Source organism: Anaerolineae bacterium (genome assembly GCA_014360855.1).
Taxonomy (GTDB): domain Bacteria; phylum Chloroflexota; class Anaerolineae; order JACIWP01; family JACIWP01; genus JACIWP01.
Genome location: JACIWP010000032.1, coordinates 1 through 16,427, shown reverse-complemented (window position 1 = coordinate 16,427; position 16,427 = coordinate 1). Strand labels below are relative to the sequence as shown.

Here is a 16,427-nt window from a genome sequence, read left to right as displayed (position 1 = left end):
GGCGTCCTTGGTAGCCTGACGCTGCGAGTCGTTGAAATAGGCCGGCACGGTGATAACGGCTTTCGTCACCGGTTCGCCCAGGTAGGCCTCGGCATCGCGCTTGAGCTTCTGCAGGATCATGGCCGAGATTTCCTGGGGCGTGTATTCCCGGCCCATGACCGGGATGTAGACGCGAGCATCGCCGGCAGGCCCCTTCACCACCTTATACGGCACGCGTTTGCGCTCTTCCTCGACTTCCTCGAAGCGCCGGCCCATGAAGCGCTTGATGGAGAAGACGGTGTTCTCCGGGTTGACGATGGCCTGGCGCTTCGCCGGCGCGCCCACCAGCCGCTCGCCGGTCTTGGTGAACGCCACCACCGAGGGCGTGGTGCGGCTCCCTTCCGCGTTGGGGATGACCACCGGCTCGCCGCCCTCTAACACGGCAATCACCGAGTTGGTCGTGCCCAGGTCAATTCCTACGATCTTACCCATAGTGTACCCTCCTATCTGATAACTGTGATATGATTTCTGCGCTGTGACATGCCGGCGTACGGGCATTACGCCCGGGCGTCGTTCGTGGACTCAGGGCCGGCGTCCGGGCGCGGCATCACACGGCCCTGCCTGCTCGCCTTGGCCAGAGGCAGGCTCTGGTCCATGGTCGGCAGGTGCGCGTAATCGCATGTGCACGGCCCTCCGCGACTGCATCCCACACAGCAGTAGACGGTGCCGCGGATGACCGTGGGGCGCCACGAAAACACAATGCCGCAGTTAGCACACTGCCATCTCGTCGTCATCTCCCACCTCTTCGCCGGCATGCAAGGTTCTGCCCACAATGGGCTATTCCCATTGTATGCGCGGCGTGTTAGAAGTGTGCTAGAGATTTGTTAGAATTTCATTAGAGTTGCATGGGGACCGTCAGCCGGCATCGGAGGCTTCGCGGCCGCGGCCGGCGCGCCGGCCGAGAAAGTCCACAAAGCGGTAGCCAATCCCGTGCTCCGTGAGGATGTACTTCGGGTTGGAGGGGTCCGGCTCGATTTTCTGGCGAAGGTAGGTGATGTAGAGGCGCAGAAGCTGGTGGTCGTCGCGGTACTCGTGCCCCCAGACCTTGGACAACAGCATCTCATGGGTCATCACCCAGCCGGCGTTGTTCACTAAGTGATACAGGAGCCGATACTCCGTCGGGCGGAGCTTGACCCGGTTTCCCCGCACGATCACCTCGCGCTGGTCGAAGTCGATCTGCAGGTCCTCATCAATCACCACCAGCCCCTGGGAGGCCGGCATGGCCGCTTCCGCGCGGCGCAGTACCGCTTTGATGCGGCTGGTCAGCTCGCGCGGGCTGAACGGCTTGGTGATGTAATCATCCGCTCCCAGGTCCAACCCGCGCACCCGGTCTTCCTCTTCGCCCTTGACCGTCAGCATAATGACCGGCACAGAGGAGAAACTGCGGATTTCCTTCAGCACCTCGAACCCATCCATATCCGGGAGCATAACGTCCAGCAGTACCAGGTCCGGCAGGTCATCCCGCACCTTTTCAATGGCCTCGCGGCCAGTATTGGCCTCGCTGACGCGAAAGCCTTCCAGCTCCAGATTCATGCGCACAAAGCGCACAATGCGGGATTCGTCATCTACCACCAAGATATGGCGTTTTGCCATGTCCGCCCCCTTTCGCTTCCAGTATGCGCGGTGTCATGCCGCGATGCGCGGCAGGGTGAAATAGAAGGTGGCGCCTTTGCCGGCCTCGCTCTCTACCCAGATGCGCCCGCCGTGCGCCTCGATGATGGCGCGGCTGAGGTACAGTCCCAGGCCCACGCCGGGGGTCTGCCGGCGCAGGCCGGAATCCACCCGATAAAAGCGCTGGAACAGGTTGGCCTGCTCCTCTTTCGGGATGCCGATGCCCTCGTCCGAGACGTACACCAACACCTCGCGATCCAGGGCCTGGCCGCCCACCCGGATGGTGCCGCCGCGCGGGGAGTACTTCACCGCGTTGTTCAGGAGGTTGTAGAGCACCTGGCTGATGCGCTCCTCATCGGCAAAGACCGGCGGGAAGTCGGGCGGGAAGGCAAGCTCGAAGCGGTGCACCGAGGTCTGCGTGCGCAGACGGTTCACGATTTTCTCCGCCAGACGCGGCAGGGATACGTCGGTCAGCTCCAGCTTGAGGCCGCCGGCCTGGATGCGCGAGGCGTCCAGCAGGTTGCTGATAAGCTGATCCAGACGATCGCTCTCCTCCTCGATGATGCGCAGTCCCTCGCGCACCGTCGCCTCGTCCCAGTGGGCGTCCTCCCGGCTCAATGTGCTGGCGTAGCCCTTGATGAGCGCTACCGGCGTCTTCAGCTCGTGGGAGATGACCGAGATAAAGGTGGATTGCAGTTCCTCCGCCTGACGGAAGCGGGTGATGTCATGCACATCGAGGATGATGTTCAACAGCCGGCCTTCCTCGTCCCAGAGCAGGGAATGGTTGATGCCGACGGAGACCTTACTGCCGTCCGGTCGGACGATATCTCCCTCGAGATAGAGCGTTTCCTCCGCGCCGGCCGGCTCCTCCGCCTGCTCCAGCGCCGTGCATATCTTGCCGCACAGGGGCTGGCCCTGGGCGTTGACCGCGGTCAGCACTTCCGAGCAGTGCCGGCCCACGGCATCGCCGGCGCGCCAGCCGGTCATGCGCTCCAGCGCCCGGTTGATGACCTCCACCCGACAGTGCGCGTCCAAGATCATGATGCCGTCGGCGCTGTGCTCGATGATGGCGTCCAGCCGGCGCTTCTCCGCCAGCAACTGCTGGTACAGGCGGGCGTTGTGGATGGCGATGGCCGCCTGGTCGGCGAAGCTGGCCAGCACCTGACGGTCGTCCTCGGAGAAGGCCAGGCCGGTGAGCCGGAAAACGTAGACGACGCCGATCAGTTGGTCGCCGATCATCATGGGCAGGGCGATGACCTGGCGCAGGGGCAGGCCGGCGGCAGAGCTGACGAGATGCAGTCGCCAGGACAGGTCCGGTATGGACCAGCCGGCCGGCAGTACCGGAATATCCTCCAGCAGAGGAGTGAACAGATGCAGTTTCTGAGCGGGGATGCCGTACGCCGCCCGGATGCGGAACGAGTCCTGGTTATCCCGCACAGCGATGAGGGCGACATCGGCGCCCAGCAGTTCGGCCGCACTTTTCAGGATGAGCCGGAGCACGGCGCGCACGTCCAGCCGGGAGGTCATGGCCCGGCTGATGGCCAGCAGATAATCTCGCTGTCGCAGGCGGTAGTCGAACATGGCAAGCCCCTGTCCTGTGTAGGACACAGCGCCGCTGTGTCCGTATGGCCTATTTGCGACCCACGCGGACTCATTATACCATAAGGAACACCGGTTGGTAGAGTGTTTGGATGGATGTTTCTGCCGGGACGTCGGCTCCATGGGGTGATCGACGGCGAGGGTGCGTTGCGCCATATGTATGCCGGCCTGCTCCCCGGCGCATTGCCAGACGACGCCATGCTCTTCGTCCTGGACCAGCACGGCGTGCCATGGGCCGGTTGGTACGGTGCGGAGCCGGCCGGCGAGCAGTGCGCGGAGGGCATCGAGTGGCTGGAGTTCATCGCGCTCCAGTGTCCGGAATGAGGCTCGACGGAATGGCCGGTGCGGCCATGACGTGAGGAAAGGCGCTCAGCGCCGGCTGGCAGGGTCCCTCATCAATTCCTCGACCAGGGAGCCCAGTGTGCGCACCGCTCCCTCCGCCGCCGGCGACCAGTTGGCGGCGTTCAGACGGATGAAGTTGCGGTAGCGCTCACCGGCGGAGAAGATGTAGCCGGGGGTAATGGCGATGCCGGCCTTCAGCGCGCGCCGGTATAATTCCAGGGAGTCTACGTGCTCCGGGAGCTGGATCCAGAGCAGGAAGCCGCCGGCCGGCCGCGTGACGCGGGTGCCGTGCGGGAAATAGCGCGTTACCGCCAGGGACAGCTCTGCCACATTCCGGGCATATGCGCGGCGGATATGGCGCAGGTGGTGGTCATAGCTTCCGCTGGCCAGGAACTGGGCGATAGCCAGTTGGGGCAGGGTCGCGGTGGCCAGTGAAGAGGTGTACTTGAGCCACTCGACCGCCGGCGCGAAGCGCCCCGGCGCCGTCCAGCCCACGCGATAACCCGGGGACAGGTCCTTGGAGAACGAGGAACAAAGCAGGACCAACCCCTTGCGGTCGTAGGCCTTGGCAACCGTCGGGCGCTTCCCCGAGAAATAGATTTCCCCAAAGATGTTGTTCTCGATGAGCGGGATATCGTGTTTGGCGAGCAGGGCCACCAGCTCGCGCTTCTTGGCGTCCGGCATACAGCTCCCCAGGGGATTGTTGAAATTGGAGATGACCAGGCAGGCGCGCACGGGCGTGTTTTCGACAGCGAAGCGCAGGGCATCCAGGCTGATGCCCTCGCGGGGGTGCGTGGGTATCTCCAATGCCTGCAGGCCGAGCACTTCCAGTGTCTGCAGAGCGTCAAAGCAGATGGGGGATTCGATCGCCACGATATCCCCCGGCCGGCAGATCGCCCGCAGGCAGAGCGTGATCGCCTCCGCACAGCCGGAGGTGATGATGATGTCCGAGGGCGTCAGGTTACAGCCGGCGGCCACCATGCGCTGGGCGATCTGGAGGCGCAGGGCATCACAGCCGGCCGGCATGGCATATACCCCGCTCTGTTCCCCCATCTGGCGCGCGATGGCGCTCATGATACGGTTCAGCTTGCGCGTGGCAGTGAGCGAGGGGTTCGGGTGCGCCACGCCGAGCTGTACCAGCTTGGGGTTGAGGGCATCTCGCAGGACCATGGTCACCAGGTCGCGCACGCTCACCTGGGTCGGATCCAGGCTGGGTGCCGATATCTCCGGCTCCGGCAGAGCCGCCGGCAGTGCGGTGCGCACATAAAAGCCGGAGCGGGGGCGCGCCTCAATGACCCCACGCGCCTCCAGCAGATAATAGGCGGTCAGCACCGTGGTGATGCTGACCCGCTTCTGCTGGCTCATCTGCCGCACAGAGGGCAGACGGTCGCCGGGGCGGAAGATACCGCTCTCGATCCAGCGGGTGATCTCGCCGGCGATTTGCTCATACTCGAAAGACTGCTGTGGCTCTCCCATACCCCCATTATAGCACAGATGAAAGCCGATCGAAAGATACAGAACCTCCTCGAATCGACCAGTACAGTTGCCAAAAGATTTAATCTGTTAGGTAACAGATTGGATTCTCTGTATCTGTACACCTCCGGTCTTTTCAAGTACACTTATTATAGAGCTGTCACGGTTTCGTAGAGATGGATACGCCGGCAGTGCGGCCGGCAGGAGGTGAATATGACCACGTTCAAACCGAGAACCAGTCTGGTGCTGACGGTGGCAAAGAAGCCGCGTGCCGAGGGGGTGCGGAGCGAAGGGTTGGCGGTACCGGTCGTCAATCTGCGGCCGGGATTGATGGAGCGGATGGAGCTGTCCGCCGGCGAGCTACTGCGCCTTTCGGGTGCCAATCGCTGGCGCATCATCGTCTGCCGGCGGGGCCGCGTCTGGGTGACCCAGGAAGCCGATGTCCGGGACTACGTGCTGGAACCGGGCCAGATGTTCGTCATCGCCCAGCCGGGCACCGTCGTCCTGCAGGCGTTGAGCGATGCGGAGCTGTTGCTGACGCCGGCTTTGCAGACCATCCCCTATCGCGGCCGCTATGAGGATGCCATCTTCACATGAGGGGATCGGTGCGCCGGCCGGTCACTGCGCCGGCGCACCGATGAACTCCTCATACAGGTCGGCGAAAACCGCCGGCGCCACCGCATATATCTGGCGCAACATCTCCTTGGCCAGCTCGCGAATCTCCCACTGCGCGTCCTGCCGACAGCGCACCCGGAAGAAGTGCCGCAGTTCGCGGAAGTTCATCGTCACCACGATACGTGTGGCCGTGGCATTGGGCAGGAGGAAGCGGCTGTCCTCTTTGCGCACGCCCCGTTCTCTCAGCTTGCGGTAGGCTTCCCTGGCCTGCTCCATAAACTCGTTCCAGATTTCCATGGCGGCCGGGTCGCCGGCGACCGCCGGCGGCACCACGAACTCGGCGTCCGACATATCCACGTAGCGCTGGGATTCCTGGGAGTAGCTGGCCAGGCGGTGGCGCACCAATTGATGGGAGCAGGCGCGCGAGATGCCCGTGATATAGAAGGTCGCCGAGGCATGTTCGATGATGGATTCATGTCCCTCGCGCACCCGCTTCATGACGAAGTCGCCGGCGTCGCCGCGCGGCGCACTGCGGTAGCAGACGCGGCCGGCGAACTCCAGCAGTTCCACCGGCGTGCCCCCGCCCTTCAGGTAACGCGTGATCGCGATCAGCTCAACCTGCATAATGTTCCTCCAGCTAGAGAGCGTCCTTAACGGATCTTGCGCGTGTAGTCGGGCAGGACCTGGGGCGAGGGCTTGGCGGTTTCCAGCAGGCCGGCCTGCGCCAACTGCTGGTTCCAGGCGCGCACATGTTCCAAAGTCAGCCGGCCGAGTCGCGCTTCCTTGGCCCACTGGCCGGCGGCGCGCCCGGCGCGCCGGCCGAAGACTACCACATCCAACAGGGAATTGCCCATCAGGCGGTTGCGCCCATGCACGCCGCCGGAGGCCTCGCCGGCGACGAAAAGGCCTGGGATGCCGGTACTGCCGTCCGGCTTGATCGCCACCCCGCCGTTCTGGTAGTGCAGGGTCGGATAGACCAGCATAGGCTCCTTTGTGATGTCAATGCCGAAGCGGCCGAACTGGCGCACCATGGCCGGCAGTGCCCGGGCGATGGTGCCCGGCCCGTGAATCATGTCAATCATGGGGGAGTCCAGCCACACGCCCACCATGCCCGTGGGGGTGCGCACGCCCTTGCCGCGCTCCACGCACTCCCGGATGATGGCGGAAGCCTCCACATCGCGCGTTTCGCGCGGGAAGACGAACTGTTCGCCATCCGCGTTGACCACCTGGGCACCCAGGCCGCGCACCTTCTCGGTCACCAGCAGGCCCAGGATTTGTTCGGGGAAGGCGGCGCCGGTGGGGTGATACTGCATCGTGTCGATGAAGGCCAGCCGCGCTCCCACGCGATAGGCCAGCACCAACCCGTCGCCGGTAGCCCCGTAGTGGTTGGTGGTGGGATAGCCCTGATAATGCAGCCGGCCGCTCCCTCCCGTGGCAATAATGGTCGCTTTGGCGCGCACCACCAGATGCTCCCCGGTCTCCAGGTTCTGGAGCACCGCGCCGGCGACCTGTCCTTTCTCGTCCATCAACAGCTCGATGGCCGGCGAGAACTCCAGCACGGTGATGTCCTCCGGGTGACTGCGCACCTCATCCCGCAGGGTGCGCATGATCTCCGCACCCGAATAGTCGCGCGCCGAGTGCATGCGCTTGCGCGAGGTGCCGCCGCCGTGGATGGTGATCATCGTCCCATCCGGCTCCTTATCAAACATGCATCCCAGGCTCTCCAGCCACTGGATCGCCATGGGGGCGTCGCGCACCAGCGCTTCCACCAGGTCGGGGTCGTTGACAAAATGACCGCCCCCCATGACATCCAGGTAATGGATGGCCGGCGAGTCGTTCTCCTTGTCCGCCGCCTGGATGCCCCCTTGGGCCATCATGGTGTTGGCGTCGCCGTGACGGAGTTTCGTGGCGATGATCACCTTGGCGCCCTGCTCGCGAGCCAGCAGTGCCGCCGCGGAGCCGGCGCCTCCCCCACCGATGATGAGCACATCGGTGTCATAGTCAACCTGCTCCAGGTCTAACGCGTCCGGGTCAATCAGCGGCCGGCCTTCCAGCAGATCGGCCAGCTCGTGCGGCGTGCGGTCCCCCTTATTAGGCCCGATGCGGATCTCCCGGAACGCCGAGGCGATATAATCGGGGTGGAAGCGGCGCAGGATGTCCTCTTTCTCCTGGGGGGACATCATGGGGAAGGTCTCATGCAGGCGCGCCGGCCGGGTTGCTTCCACCTTCTTGATGGATTCTCGCATTTCGGGCGGATAGCCCATCTTTCCATCCCATTCCATGGTGTGAGCTCCTCTCTGGACGCCGGTTTATTCCGGTTCGATGTCTCGGCTGTTGTAGAGCTGGCGCAGTTCGGCGTTGGACAGCGACTTCAGGCGCTGGATGTCCTGGTCATACAGGCCGGCCTCGATCTCCTGCACCCGCTTGGCCAGGTGCTGCGCGCGAGGCGCGATGTAGCGCCCATAGAGCCGGCGGGCCAGGATGAAGATGTTGTACTGCGCCTCCTCTGCCGGACAGCGCGAGACGCACATGCCGCACATGATGCAGTCGAAGGATTTGTCGGCGACGCCGGCGATATCGCCGCGCATGGCGCGCGCCATAATGTCCTTGACATCCAGCTCCTGCGGGCAGACCTTGGTGCAGGTGCCACAGCCCAGACAGCGCAGTAGTTCCGGGTAGAGGGACACCAGCGTCGCAAAGGTCGGCTGGAGTTTGGTGATATCATATTGGGCGCGCGGCGCGGGGTAGAAGGGGATCTGCGCCAGGTACATGCCGGGTTCCACCACTGTCTGGCAGGCCAGCCCGACGCGCAGACGGTAGTCGCCGGCCAGGCGGTAGACCGTGGCGCAGGCGCCGCAGAAGCCGGCGCGACAGCCGACGCCCCGCACCAGCCGATAGCCGGCGTACTCCATGGCCTTCATAATGGTCAGCCCGGGCGGGACATCGTACCGCTTGCCCATGATATAGACAGGAACCAGCTCCTCAGCCATCCCTGCTCTCCTCCTAATCTATTGCGCTCTTATTTCCCCAAATCGGTCAGCTCATCCTCGCGGAAGGTGGCCAGCGGCAGTTCATCCTCCAGACTGCGGCCGGCCTCATAATTGAACAAGGCCTGCACCGACTGCGCGACCGAGCGGAACAACGTCGCCACCGGCAGGTGGCTCGGGCAGGCGCTCTCGCACAGCCCGCATCCCACACAGGATGTGGCCATGTGATTCAGCCGGGTGATGTGAAACAGCAGGGTGTCGGTAGGCATGCGGAGGACGCCGCGGCGCTCCGCCCAGCGGAAGTACTGTTCCGGTTCATGGTCGAAGGTGGGAGTGCGGAAAATGCACTCCTTGCAGTAGCAGATGGGGCAGGCCACCATGCAGTTGTGACAGCGGATGCAGGTGGCGAAGCGTTCGGCCAGCCGGCGCAGATCCGGCACCTCCGCCCGCCAGGCGGCGAATACCGCATCGCGTTCCGCTGTGCGCCGCTCCCGCACCCGTTCCAGCACCTCCTGCCGGCGCGCCGGCATCTCTGCCGGCGGCAGTTCCACCGGCAAAGGCTCCTCGCTCTCCACCAGCACCTGCCGCGGGAAATCCAGGCCCAACAGGCCGATGCGGATGTCGGCGCCGGCGGCCGTCGGGTATTCGCACATGCGGCAGGCACTGCGCAGGACATAGCCGTCCGCCGGCACGGCTTCTCCATCGGCGGCGCCCCGCCACAGCTCCGCCGGCTGTTTGCCGGCGCGCACCATGGCGGCGTAGTCGGCCAGCTCGTAGGTGCCCAAACAGTCCACCCCAATGGTGAGGATATGGTCCAGCGTGGCCTGGTGCAGTTTGGTCAGCTCGATGAGGGCGCGCAGTTCGCAGGGGCGGAGCCAGACGCCCACACGCCGGCCGGTGTCCATCACCGTCAGCCGGCCGGCCATGACCGCCATATTGTGGGACATCACCGGCGCCAGCGGCTCACAGACCTCCAGGGCCTCGGGTGACTCCACCAGCGCCGGCGTGACCGCTTCCTCGCCGACCAGCCGGCACGGCACCAGCAGGGCATCCACATACCCCGCGGTCAGCAGTCCGGCCAGGAATTTCCGCAGGGCGCCGGCGACATCTTCCCCTTCTATAGGTAACCAGGTTTGGATCGCCATCGTATCTCGTGACCTCGATGTCCGGTGTTTCAGCTCATGGGAAGCTCGCGCATGGGATTGGGGCCCAGCCGGCGGAGATGCTCCACCATCTCGGTGACCGTGTCGGCAAAGCGCTGGCCCTCGCTGGCGCTGATCCATCTCAGCCAGACCCGCTGGGGGTCGAAGCCGAGCTGAGCCAGGATGGTGTGCAGGATGGCGATGCGCCGGCGGGCCTTGTAGTTGCCGCTCTGATAATGGCAGTCGCCAGGATGGCACCCGCCGATGAGCACCCCATCCGCCCCCTCCAGCAGGGCTTTGGAGACGTAGACCGGGTCCAGGGCGCCGGTGCACATCAGCCGGATGACGCGCACATTGGGCGGGTACTGCAGGCGCGAGGTGCCGGCCAGGTCTGCCGCCGTGTAGGTGCACCAGTTGCACAGGAAGGCCACGATGCGCGGCTCGAAATCAGCCATATTTCCTCCCAGGATCAGGTCTCGCGGATGTCCAGGACTTTCAGCACCGCCGGCTGTAATGCCTGGGTCAGCTCCTCGATGCCGACATCCGCGATCTTCAAGAGTATCTGACGGGTGGCCGGGTCCTCGCCCATAAACGTGCCCAGGCTGACGATGTTGCCGCCTATGCCGGCGATGACTTCGGCCAGCCGGCACAGCTCGCCCTTCTGGTCCAGAATGAGCACGGTGGCGCGCACCCCGTGCTCCCAACCGCCCAGCAGTTCCAGGAAGGTCTTGAACAGATCGGTCTCGGTGATGATGCCGATGAGCTTGCCGGCGTCGTCCACCACCGGCAGACCGCCGATCTTGTGCTGTACCATCAGGCGGGCCGCTTCTTCAATGGTATTGGATTCGCGCACTGTGAAGACCTCGCTGGTCATCACATCCTTCACAGTGATGCGCGTCAGGAGGTACTGCATTTCGTAAATGCTGAGGGTGGTCGCCGGCGAGGGCGCGGCGTACAGCAGGTCCTTTTCCGAGACAATGCCGATGAGTCGGCCGCTTTCGTCCACGACCGGCAGGCGGCGCACCCGTTTTTCGCGCATCAGGCGCAGTGCCTCCGGCAGGGGCAGGTCGGGAGAGACCGCCACAGGCTGGCGTGACATGCGTTCCGCAACTAACATCTGCTCTTACTCCTTTCCAGCCGGCCCGGCCTCGGCAGGGCCGGCCTTCTCCGCCGGCGCGCATTCCCGGATATCCAGCAGGACAAATCCACGCTCCTGCACAGCCCGTTCCGCGATGGCGCGCACCTGTTCCAGCGGCACTTCGGCGATGCGTAGGGTGAGCTGACGTGTGCCGGGCTTGGGGCCGTGAAACTCGCCGGCGCTGAGGATGTTCCCACCGGCGGCCGCAATATGCCGGCAGAGATAGGCGATGACTCCCTTTTCATCGGGGATAAGCATGGAAAGCCGCACCGCCGGCACCGGGGTATCCAGCACCTCCAGGAACACCTGGAAAATATCGGTCTCGGTGATAATGCCCACCAGTTCCCCCTGGCTGAGCACCGGCAGGGCATCCAGCTTATGCTCTACCATCAGCCGTGCGGCCTCTTCCAGCGGGGCGTCGGCATCCACGGTGACGGGATGCTCGCTCATAATGCTGGAAATCTTCACCTGGGCCAGTTGATACAGCATCTCGTGCAGGGTGATAGCCGCGGTTGGGGAGGGGGAGACCAATAGGAGATCGTGTTCGGCCACGAAGCCCACCAGCCTGCCGGCGTAATCCTGCACCGGCAGGTGGTGCACCCCCTTCTCGTGCATGATGTAGAAGGCATCCTCCACCGAGGCGGTGGGCAGGATGGTCACCGGGTTGGGTGTCATATAGTGACGGACTAGCATGGTTTCTCCTCCGGGAGCGGCGCCTCCCACAGGCTGTCGAGAGCGGCGTCAATGACCTGGAGCACAGCCGGCGTCTCGAACAGCCGCTGTTGCGAGGCGCCGTTGGGACATACCATGGCGCAGGTGCCACAGCCGGCACAAAAGGCCGCCCGCACCTCCGCTACATGCCGTTCGACGTTCATCACCCTGGCCTCGAAGGGGCAGGCACGCACGCACAGCTCACAGCCGGAGCACAGCCGCTCGTTGACGAAGGCAACGCTTTCCACTGCCGCGCGCCGGCGGGTCCGCTCCGCGAGATAGGCCGCCGCGTGGGCGGCAGCCGCCTGTCCCTGCAGGACAGCCTCCTCCGCAAAACAGGGGCCCAGCACTGCGCCGCAGGCAAATATGCCGGGCTTGCCCAGGCTCAGCGGACGCATCTTCAGGTGCTCAGGGATCAGGAAGCCATCGGCATGCACCGGCACGCCCAGCTCCTGTAACCAGTGGGGCAGTGCCGCCGGCGTCACCCCGACGCTCAACACCAGGGAATCGGCCGGCAGGCGTATGGGCTGGCCCAGCAGGGCATCCATCACCTCGACCTCCAGGCGGCCGGCGGTATGGGCACGCACCTGCGGCGGCCGATGCGGCTCGTAGCGGACGAAGCGCACGCCGGCGCGGCGCGCCGCCAGATAATCCAGCTCATAGTGCCCAAAGGCGCGCAGATCGCGGTACAGGATGACCACCTGCCGCGCCGGCCAGGCCTCTTTAATCCGCAGGGCATGTCGCAGTGCCTGCGCACAGCAGGTGCGACTGCAGTAAGGGCGTTCGGCGGTGCGCGACTCGACGCACTGGATCATGATCACATCGCCGGGGTCCTCGCCGGCCTCCAGCCGGCGCGCCAGCTCATCCTGCGTCATCACGCGCTGGTCCTGTCCATAGCTGAAGCTGGAGGGTTGCGCCGGCAGGCTTCCCGCGGCAATGACCAGCGCGCTGGCCTGCACCTGTCCCTGCCCCTCCGGCGACGCCAGCTCCAGCAAATAGCTGTCATCCGGTTGGCGAGAAGCGCGGATAACGGTGGTATGGGTGCGCACGCGGACGCCGGCCTGTTCCATCCGCTGGATGCGCTCCGCAAGCCACTCCGCCGGCTCTTCTCCGTCGAGGGCGCCGGCAAGCTCCCGCAGATGCCCGCCCAGGTGCGGTGACTGCTCGACCAGCAGGACGCGCAGTCCCAGCTCCGCCATGGTCAGCGCCGCCGAGATGCCGGCCGCCCCTCCCCCTATCACCACGGCATCCAGGGATTCGGCGGCCGGTGGTGTCGGGGAAACTGCGACCGCCGGGCGCGGCGTGAGAGGCCGGCGCAGGAGGCCGGCCGCCGCCATGCGCACGCTGTCCCAAAGCCCATTGACGGAGCGGGCCGGCATGTCACAACCGGCCGGCGGCCATGGGTCCATATCCACCGGCTCGACGGCCGAGTCGGGCAGGCCCAGGCCGCGCAGGACCTGTCCCAGGTTCGCCTCCGCGGCCGGCGCGAAGCGTGGAGACGCGTCCACGATGACCAGCCGGTTCAGGCCGGCCTCGCTGGCGCGCTGGAGCAGGGCGTCCCGGCCGGCCGGCGAGGCCAGCGAGGGGATGCGCTCCACCCGCGCCACACTTCTCAGCCGGCGCAGGTGGCGCTCCAGGTTTTCCAGCAGTGCGGCGTACTGCCGGCCGGCCTCCCCCAGGAAAATGCCCAATCGCGGCGGTTCATCTTCCAGCCCCGGCCGTAGCGGCGGGGCTTCTTCCGCGGCGAGAGGAGCGGCCGGCGTCAATGTTGCGGCCAGGGCCGCCGCGGCGCCGGCCTCCACCACGCTGTGGACGATATCCTTCGGCTCGCGGAACGCGCCGGCGGCGAACACGCCCGGCCGCGAGCTTTCGGCCGGCCGGAGGGTGGCGGTGCGCGCGAAGCCCAGCTCATTCAGCTCGATCCCCAATGCCCGCGCCAGCGCGGCGGCTTCCGCCGGCGGCCCGAATCCCACCGCCAGCACCGCCAGGTCGAAGGATTCCTCCCGACGCTGGCCGGCCTCGTCCCAGTATTCGATGATGACGTCGCGGGTGCGCTGGGACTGCTTGATGGTGGAGACCTGACATCGCACGTAGCGGATGCCGGGAGCGTTCAGCCGGCGGGCCATATAATACTCATCGTCCCGGCCCTGCGCGCGCAGGTCAATGTAGAACACGGTGCAGGAGGCCTGCGCATCCAGCTCCCGGGAGATGGCGGCCTGCTTGGCGGTGATCATACAGCAGATGGAGGAGCAGTACGGGCGGCCAACGCTCACGTCGCGCGAGCCGACACAGCTAATGAACGCCAGCCGGCGCGCCGGCCGGCCATCCGATGGACGCACCAGCCGGCCCCGCGTACTGCCTGAGAAGCTGATCATACGCTCGAACTGGAGGCTGGTCACCACATTGTCCAGCACACCGAATCCGTATTCCCCCTTGCGCTCCGCTGGAAAAGGCTCGAAGCCCGGCGCGGTGATCACGGCGCCGGCGTGCAGGGTCAGGGTCTGTGCCGGCATATCCAGGTCCACGGCGCCCTCGGGGCAGGCCTCCACACAAGCGCCGCAGTGGGTGCAGAGCAGTGGGTCAATGACAAAGGCGCGCGGCACCGCCCGCCAGGGTGGCCGATAGATGGCCTGTCGGGGGGCGAGGGCGCCTTCATCGAAAGATGGCCTCGACACGGGGCAAACGGCCAGGCACTCCCCGCAGGCGGTACAGCGGGCCGGGTCCACATAGCGGGGGAGCTGGCGGAGCGTCAGGCGGAAATCGCCGGCCCGGCCCTCCACTGCGGCGACCTGGGTCAGTGGATGAATGGACAGCAGGGGATTGCGGGCGCTCTCCAGGGTGGGGCAGAAGGTTGGCGAGAGGCCTGCCTCCATGAAGCACAACCCGCACGAATCGGTGGGGAAGGTGCGGTCCAGCAGATGGAAGGAACCGCCGATCCAGGGGGCGGTGTCGAGCAGGGCGACCCGCCGGCCCAGGCTGGTCAGCAGGAAGGCGGCCTGCAGGCCGACGATGCCGGCGCCGATGACAGCGACATCCACGCGTTCCAGGTGCTCGTCCCGAGCAGACAGCGGCATCTCTATGCGTTCCCCATTCGCCGGCTCAGAACTCGCCGCGGTGGTCGGCGAGGTACATCACCAGCACCGCCATATCATACGTCTCCCCATCATGGGTGATGAAATAGTCGCGATGCTGGTACTCCAGCTTGAAGCCCAACTCCTCGAAGGCGCGGATCACTTTGGGCTGGGTGACAGCGACCTCGGCGATGACCTGCTGGAGCCCCATCATACGGGCGATGTCGACTTGGGAGCGGATCATGGCGGTGCCGATGCCGCGCCGGCGGAATTCCTTGTCGAGATAAATATGGATCCAGGCAATATGCCGGGTATAATTCTCCCCCACGAACAGCGTGGACAGCCCCACAATGCGCTCATTGACCAGCGCGATGAGGGGGAAAATGCGGGAATAATCGATGTTTTTGCACCACTGCATGATGGATTCGGGGGTGGAAATATCAAAGCGAAAATATTCCTTGTCCTCCGGGCTGACGCGCGACAGCAGATCGATCAGCTTCTCTGCATCGTCGGCCAGCAGTGGGCGGAAGAGCACGCGTGGTCCTTCCTTCAGGATTTCGATGTGGCGGTAATTTAACAATCGGTCTAACATGTTTGCCTCCCCTGGCCTCTTCATGCTCTGCCGTTGTGTGGACGTCTTCGCCGCGTTGCGCTAATTATAATGCGAGACAGGCAGGGCGCAACTCCCCTTTTACGGTAACAACCCCAGCCGGCGCAAAAGGGGGCGCGGGTCCACCATATGCCGGCCGAACAGGCCGACCACCTCGTCCAGCCCCATCGCCAGCCCCAGCAGTTCGGTGACGTAAAAGACCGGCATCGGCTGAGGGCGCCGGCCCTGCCGGCCGTCCAGGTTCGCTTGACAGAGCGGGCAGGCGGTGACGATGCAGTTGGCGCCGGCGTCCTCCGCCGCGTCCACCAGCCGGCCCACCAGCCGGGCCACGATGTCCCCGCGGTTCAGGGTCATGCTGGCGCCGCAACAGTCCGTGGCATAGGTCCAGGGGCGCGGCTCTGCCCCCAGCAGTCCCAGCAGGCGGTCCAGCTTGACCGGGTGCTCGGTGTCGTCCCAGCCGCCGGCGATCTGCGGCGGGCGGAGCAGGAGACAGCCGTAATAGCTCACCGGCTGGAGGCCGACCAGCGGCCGGCGCAGGTGTGCCCGCAGTTCCTCCGGGGGGAAATCGGAGGTCAGGATATCGAGGAGCGCGCGCGGCCGCGCCGCGCCGGCATATTCCCTGCCAGTGATCTCCTCCATCTGCCGGCGGAAGGCCTCATCCTCCCGCAGGCGGCGGTCGGCGCTGGAAAGCCGGCCGTAGCAGGCGGCGCAGGGGATGGCGATATCGCGTGCCTGCGGCTGTGCCAGCAGGATGTTGCGCGCCGGCAGGGCATCCGCCAGCTCGCCGCCCAGGCTGTGCGCGGAGGAAGCCCCACAGCAGTTCCAATCCTCGATCTCGACCAGCTCCACCCCCAAGGCCCGGCACACCGCCCGGGCCGACACCCCGTATTCCACGCCCGTGGAATGCAGGGTACAGCCGGGGTAGAAGGCGTAGGCGCGGCTCATGGTTGTTCCTCCGGGGATTCCGCCGGCCCATGCGCGCCGGCCGTCTCGAAGATGCGCGCTACCTCCTGCCGGCCGCGGATGCGCTGAGGGAGCGGCGGCAGTTTGCGGGCCAGGAGCAACTTCGCCCCTAGGTCCAGGTTGGAG

At 65.5% G+C, this 16,427-nt stretch carries 18 protein-coding genes; 2 read left to right on the top strand and 16 right to left on the bottom strand.

The annotated features are described in order from the left end of the window. The 4 genes from H5T60_03095 to H5T60_03080 all read right to left on the bottom strand — a co-directional run. Nucleotides 1-471, bottom strand: a 471-nt coding sequence (locus tag H5T60_03095) for an Hsp70 family protein (protein ID MBC7241416.1), incomplete at its 3' end; no start/stop codon positions are given. A gap of 65 nt (nt 472-536) precedes the next feature. Beyond that, on the bottom strand, nt 537-773 hold the full coding sequence (locus tag H5T60_03090; GenBank protein MBC7241415.1) for a hypothetical protein: 237 nt from the start codon (nt 771-773) through the stop codon (nt 537-539). 121 nt (nt 774-894) lie between these two features. Then, nucleotides 895-1,632 carry a response regulator transcription factor gene (locus tag H5T60_03085; GenBank protein ID MBC7241414.1) on the bottom strand — a complete coding sequence of 246 codons (738 nt, stop codon included), beginning with the start codon at nt 1,630-1,632 and terminating at the stop codon, nt 895-897. Between the two features lie 33 nt (nt 1,633-1,665). Continuing rightward, on the bottom strand, nt 1,666-3,231 hold the full coding sequence (locus tag H5T60_03080) for a PAS domain S-box protein (protein MBC7241413.1): 1,566 nt from the start codon (nt 3,229-3,231) through the stop codon (nt 1,666-1,668). Nucleotides 3,232-3,345: 114 nt separating this feature from the next. On the opposite strand from H5T60_03080, the gene H5T60_03075 reads away from it, so the two are divergent. Beyond that, a complete protein-coding gene (locus tag H5T60_03075; protein MBC7241412.1) occupies nt 3,346-3,573 on the top strand; it encodes a hypothetical protein in 228 nt (75 codons plus the stop codon). A 45-nt stretch (nt 3,574-3,618) separates the two neighbouring features. Here H5T60_03075 and H5T60_03070 read toward each other — a convergent pair whose 3' ends face one another. After that, nucleotides 3,619-5,067 (bottom strand): PLP-dependent aminotransferase family protein, encoded by a 1,449-nt coding sequence (locus H5T60_03070; GenBank protein ID MBC7241411.1) that lies wholly within the window; start codon nt 5,065-5,067, stop codon nt 3,619-3,621. A gap of 210 nt (nt 5,068-5,277) precedes the next feature. On the opposite strand from H5T60_03070, the gene H5T60_03065 reads away from it, so the two are divergent. Next, complete coding sequence (locus H5T60_03065) at nt 5,278-5,661, top strand: DUF2917 domain-containing protein (GenBank protein ID MBC7241410.1); 384 nt, start codon at nt 5,278-5,280, stop codon at nt 5,659-5,661. Between the two features lie 21 nt (nt 5,662-5,682). Here the strand turns inward: H5T60_03065 and H5T60_03060 are convergent, their stop codons facing one another. The 11 genes from H5T60_03060 to H5T60_03010 all read right to left on the bottom strand — a co-directional run. After that, nucleotides 5,683-6,303, bottom strand: a complete 621-nt coding sequence (locus H5T60_03060) for an FAD-dependent thymidylate synthase (GenBank protein ID MBC7241409.1) — start codon at nt 6,301-6,303, stop codon at nt 5,683-5,685. Nucleotides 6,304-6,329: 26 nt separating this feature from the next. After that, the gene (locus tag H5T60_03055) at nt 6,330-7,943 is read right to left on the bottom strand and encodes an FAD-binding protein (protein ID MBC7241408.1); all 1,614 of its coding nucleotides are present in this window, start codon (nt 7,941-7,943) and stop codon (nt 6,330-6,332) included. 45 nt (nt 7,944-7,988) lie between these two features. Further along, a complete protein-coding gene (locus tag H5T60_03050) occupies nt 7,989-8,669 on the bottom strand; it encodes a 4Fe-4S dicluster domain-containing protein (GenBank protein MBC7241407.1) in 681 nt (226 codons plus the stop codon). A 29-nt stretch (nt 8,670-8,698) separates the two neighbouring features. Further along, the gene (locus H5T60_03045; protein MBC7241406.1) at nt 8,699-9,811 is read right to left on the bottom strand and encodes a 4Fe-4S dicluster domain-containing protein; all 1,113 of its coding nucleotides are present in this window, start codon (nt 9,809-9,811) and stop codon (nt 8,699-8,701) included. A 29-nt stretch (nt 9,812-9,840) separates the two neighbouring features. Beyond that, a complete protein-coding gene (locus H5T60_03040; GenBank protein MBC7241405.1) occupies nt 9,841-10,263 on the bottom strand; it encodes a hydrogenase iron-sulfur subunit in 423 nt (140 codons plus the stop codon). 14 nt (nt 10,264-10,277) lie between these two features. Further along, complete coding sequence (locus H5T60_03035; protein MBC7241404.1) at nt 10,278-10,925, bottom strand: CBS domain-containing protein; 648 nt, start codon at nt 10,923-10,925, stop codon at nt 10,278-10,280. A gap of 6 nt (nt 10,926-10,931) precedes the next feature. Further along, the gene (locus tag H5T60_03030; protein MBC7241403.1) at nt 10,932-11,639 is read right to left on the bottom strand and encodes a CBS domain-containing protein; all 708 of its coding nucleotides are present in this window, start codon (nt 11,637-11,639) and stop codon (nt 10,932-10,934) included. Further along, a complete protein-coding gene (locus H5T60_03025; GenBank protein ID MBC7241402.1) occupies nt 11,633-14,731 on the bottom strand; it encodes an FAD-dependent oxidoreductase in 3,099 nt (1,032 codons plus the stop codon). The genes H5T60_03030 and H5T60_03025 overlap by 7 nt, the downstream gene beginning before the upstream one ends. Before the next feature lie 25 nt (nt 14,732-14,756). Then, the gene (locus H5T60_03020) at nt 14,757-15,320 is read right to left on the bottom strand and encodes a GNAT family N-acetyltransferase (GenBank protein ID MBC7241401.1); all 564 of its coding nucleotides are present in this window, start codon (nt 15,318-15,320) and stop codon (nt 14,757-14,759) included. Between the two features lie 99 nt (nt 15,321-15,419). Further along, on the bottom strand, nt 15,420-16,283 hold the full coding sequence (locus tag H5T60_03015) for a CoB--CoM heterodisulfide reductase iron-sulfur subunit B family protein (GenBank protein MBC7241400.1): 864 nt from the start codon (nt 16,281-16,283) through the stop codon (nt 15,420-15,422). Further along, a partial coding sequence (locus tag H5T60_03010) for a hypothetical protein (protein MBC7241399.1) occupies nt 16,280-16,427 on the bottom strand: 148 nt, incomplete at its 5' end. The genes H5T60_03015 and H5T60_03010, both read right to left, overlap by 4 nt.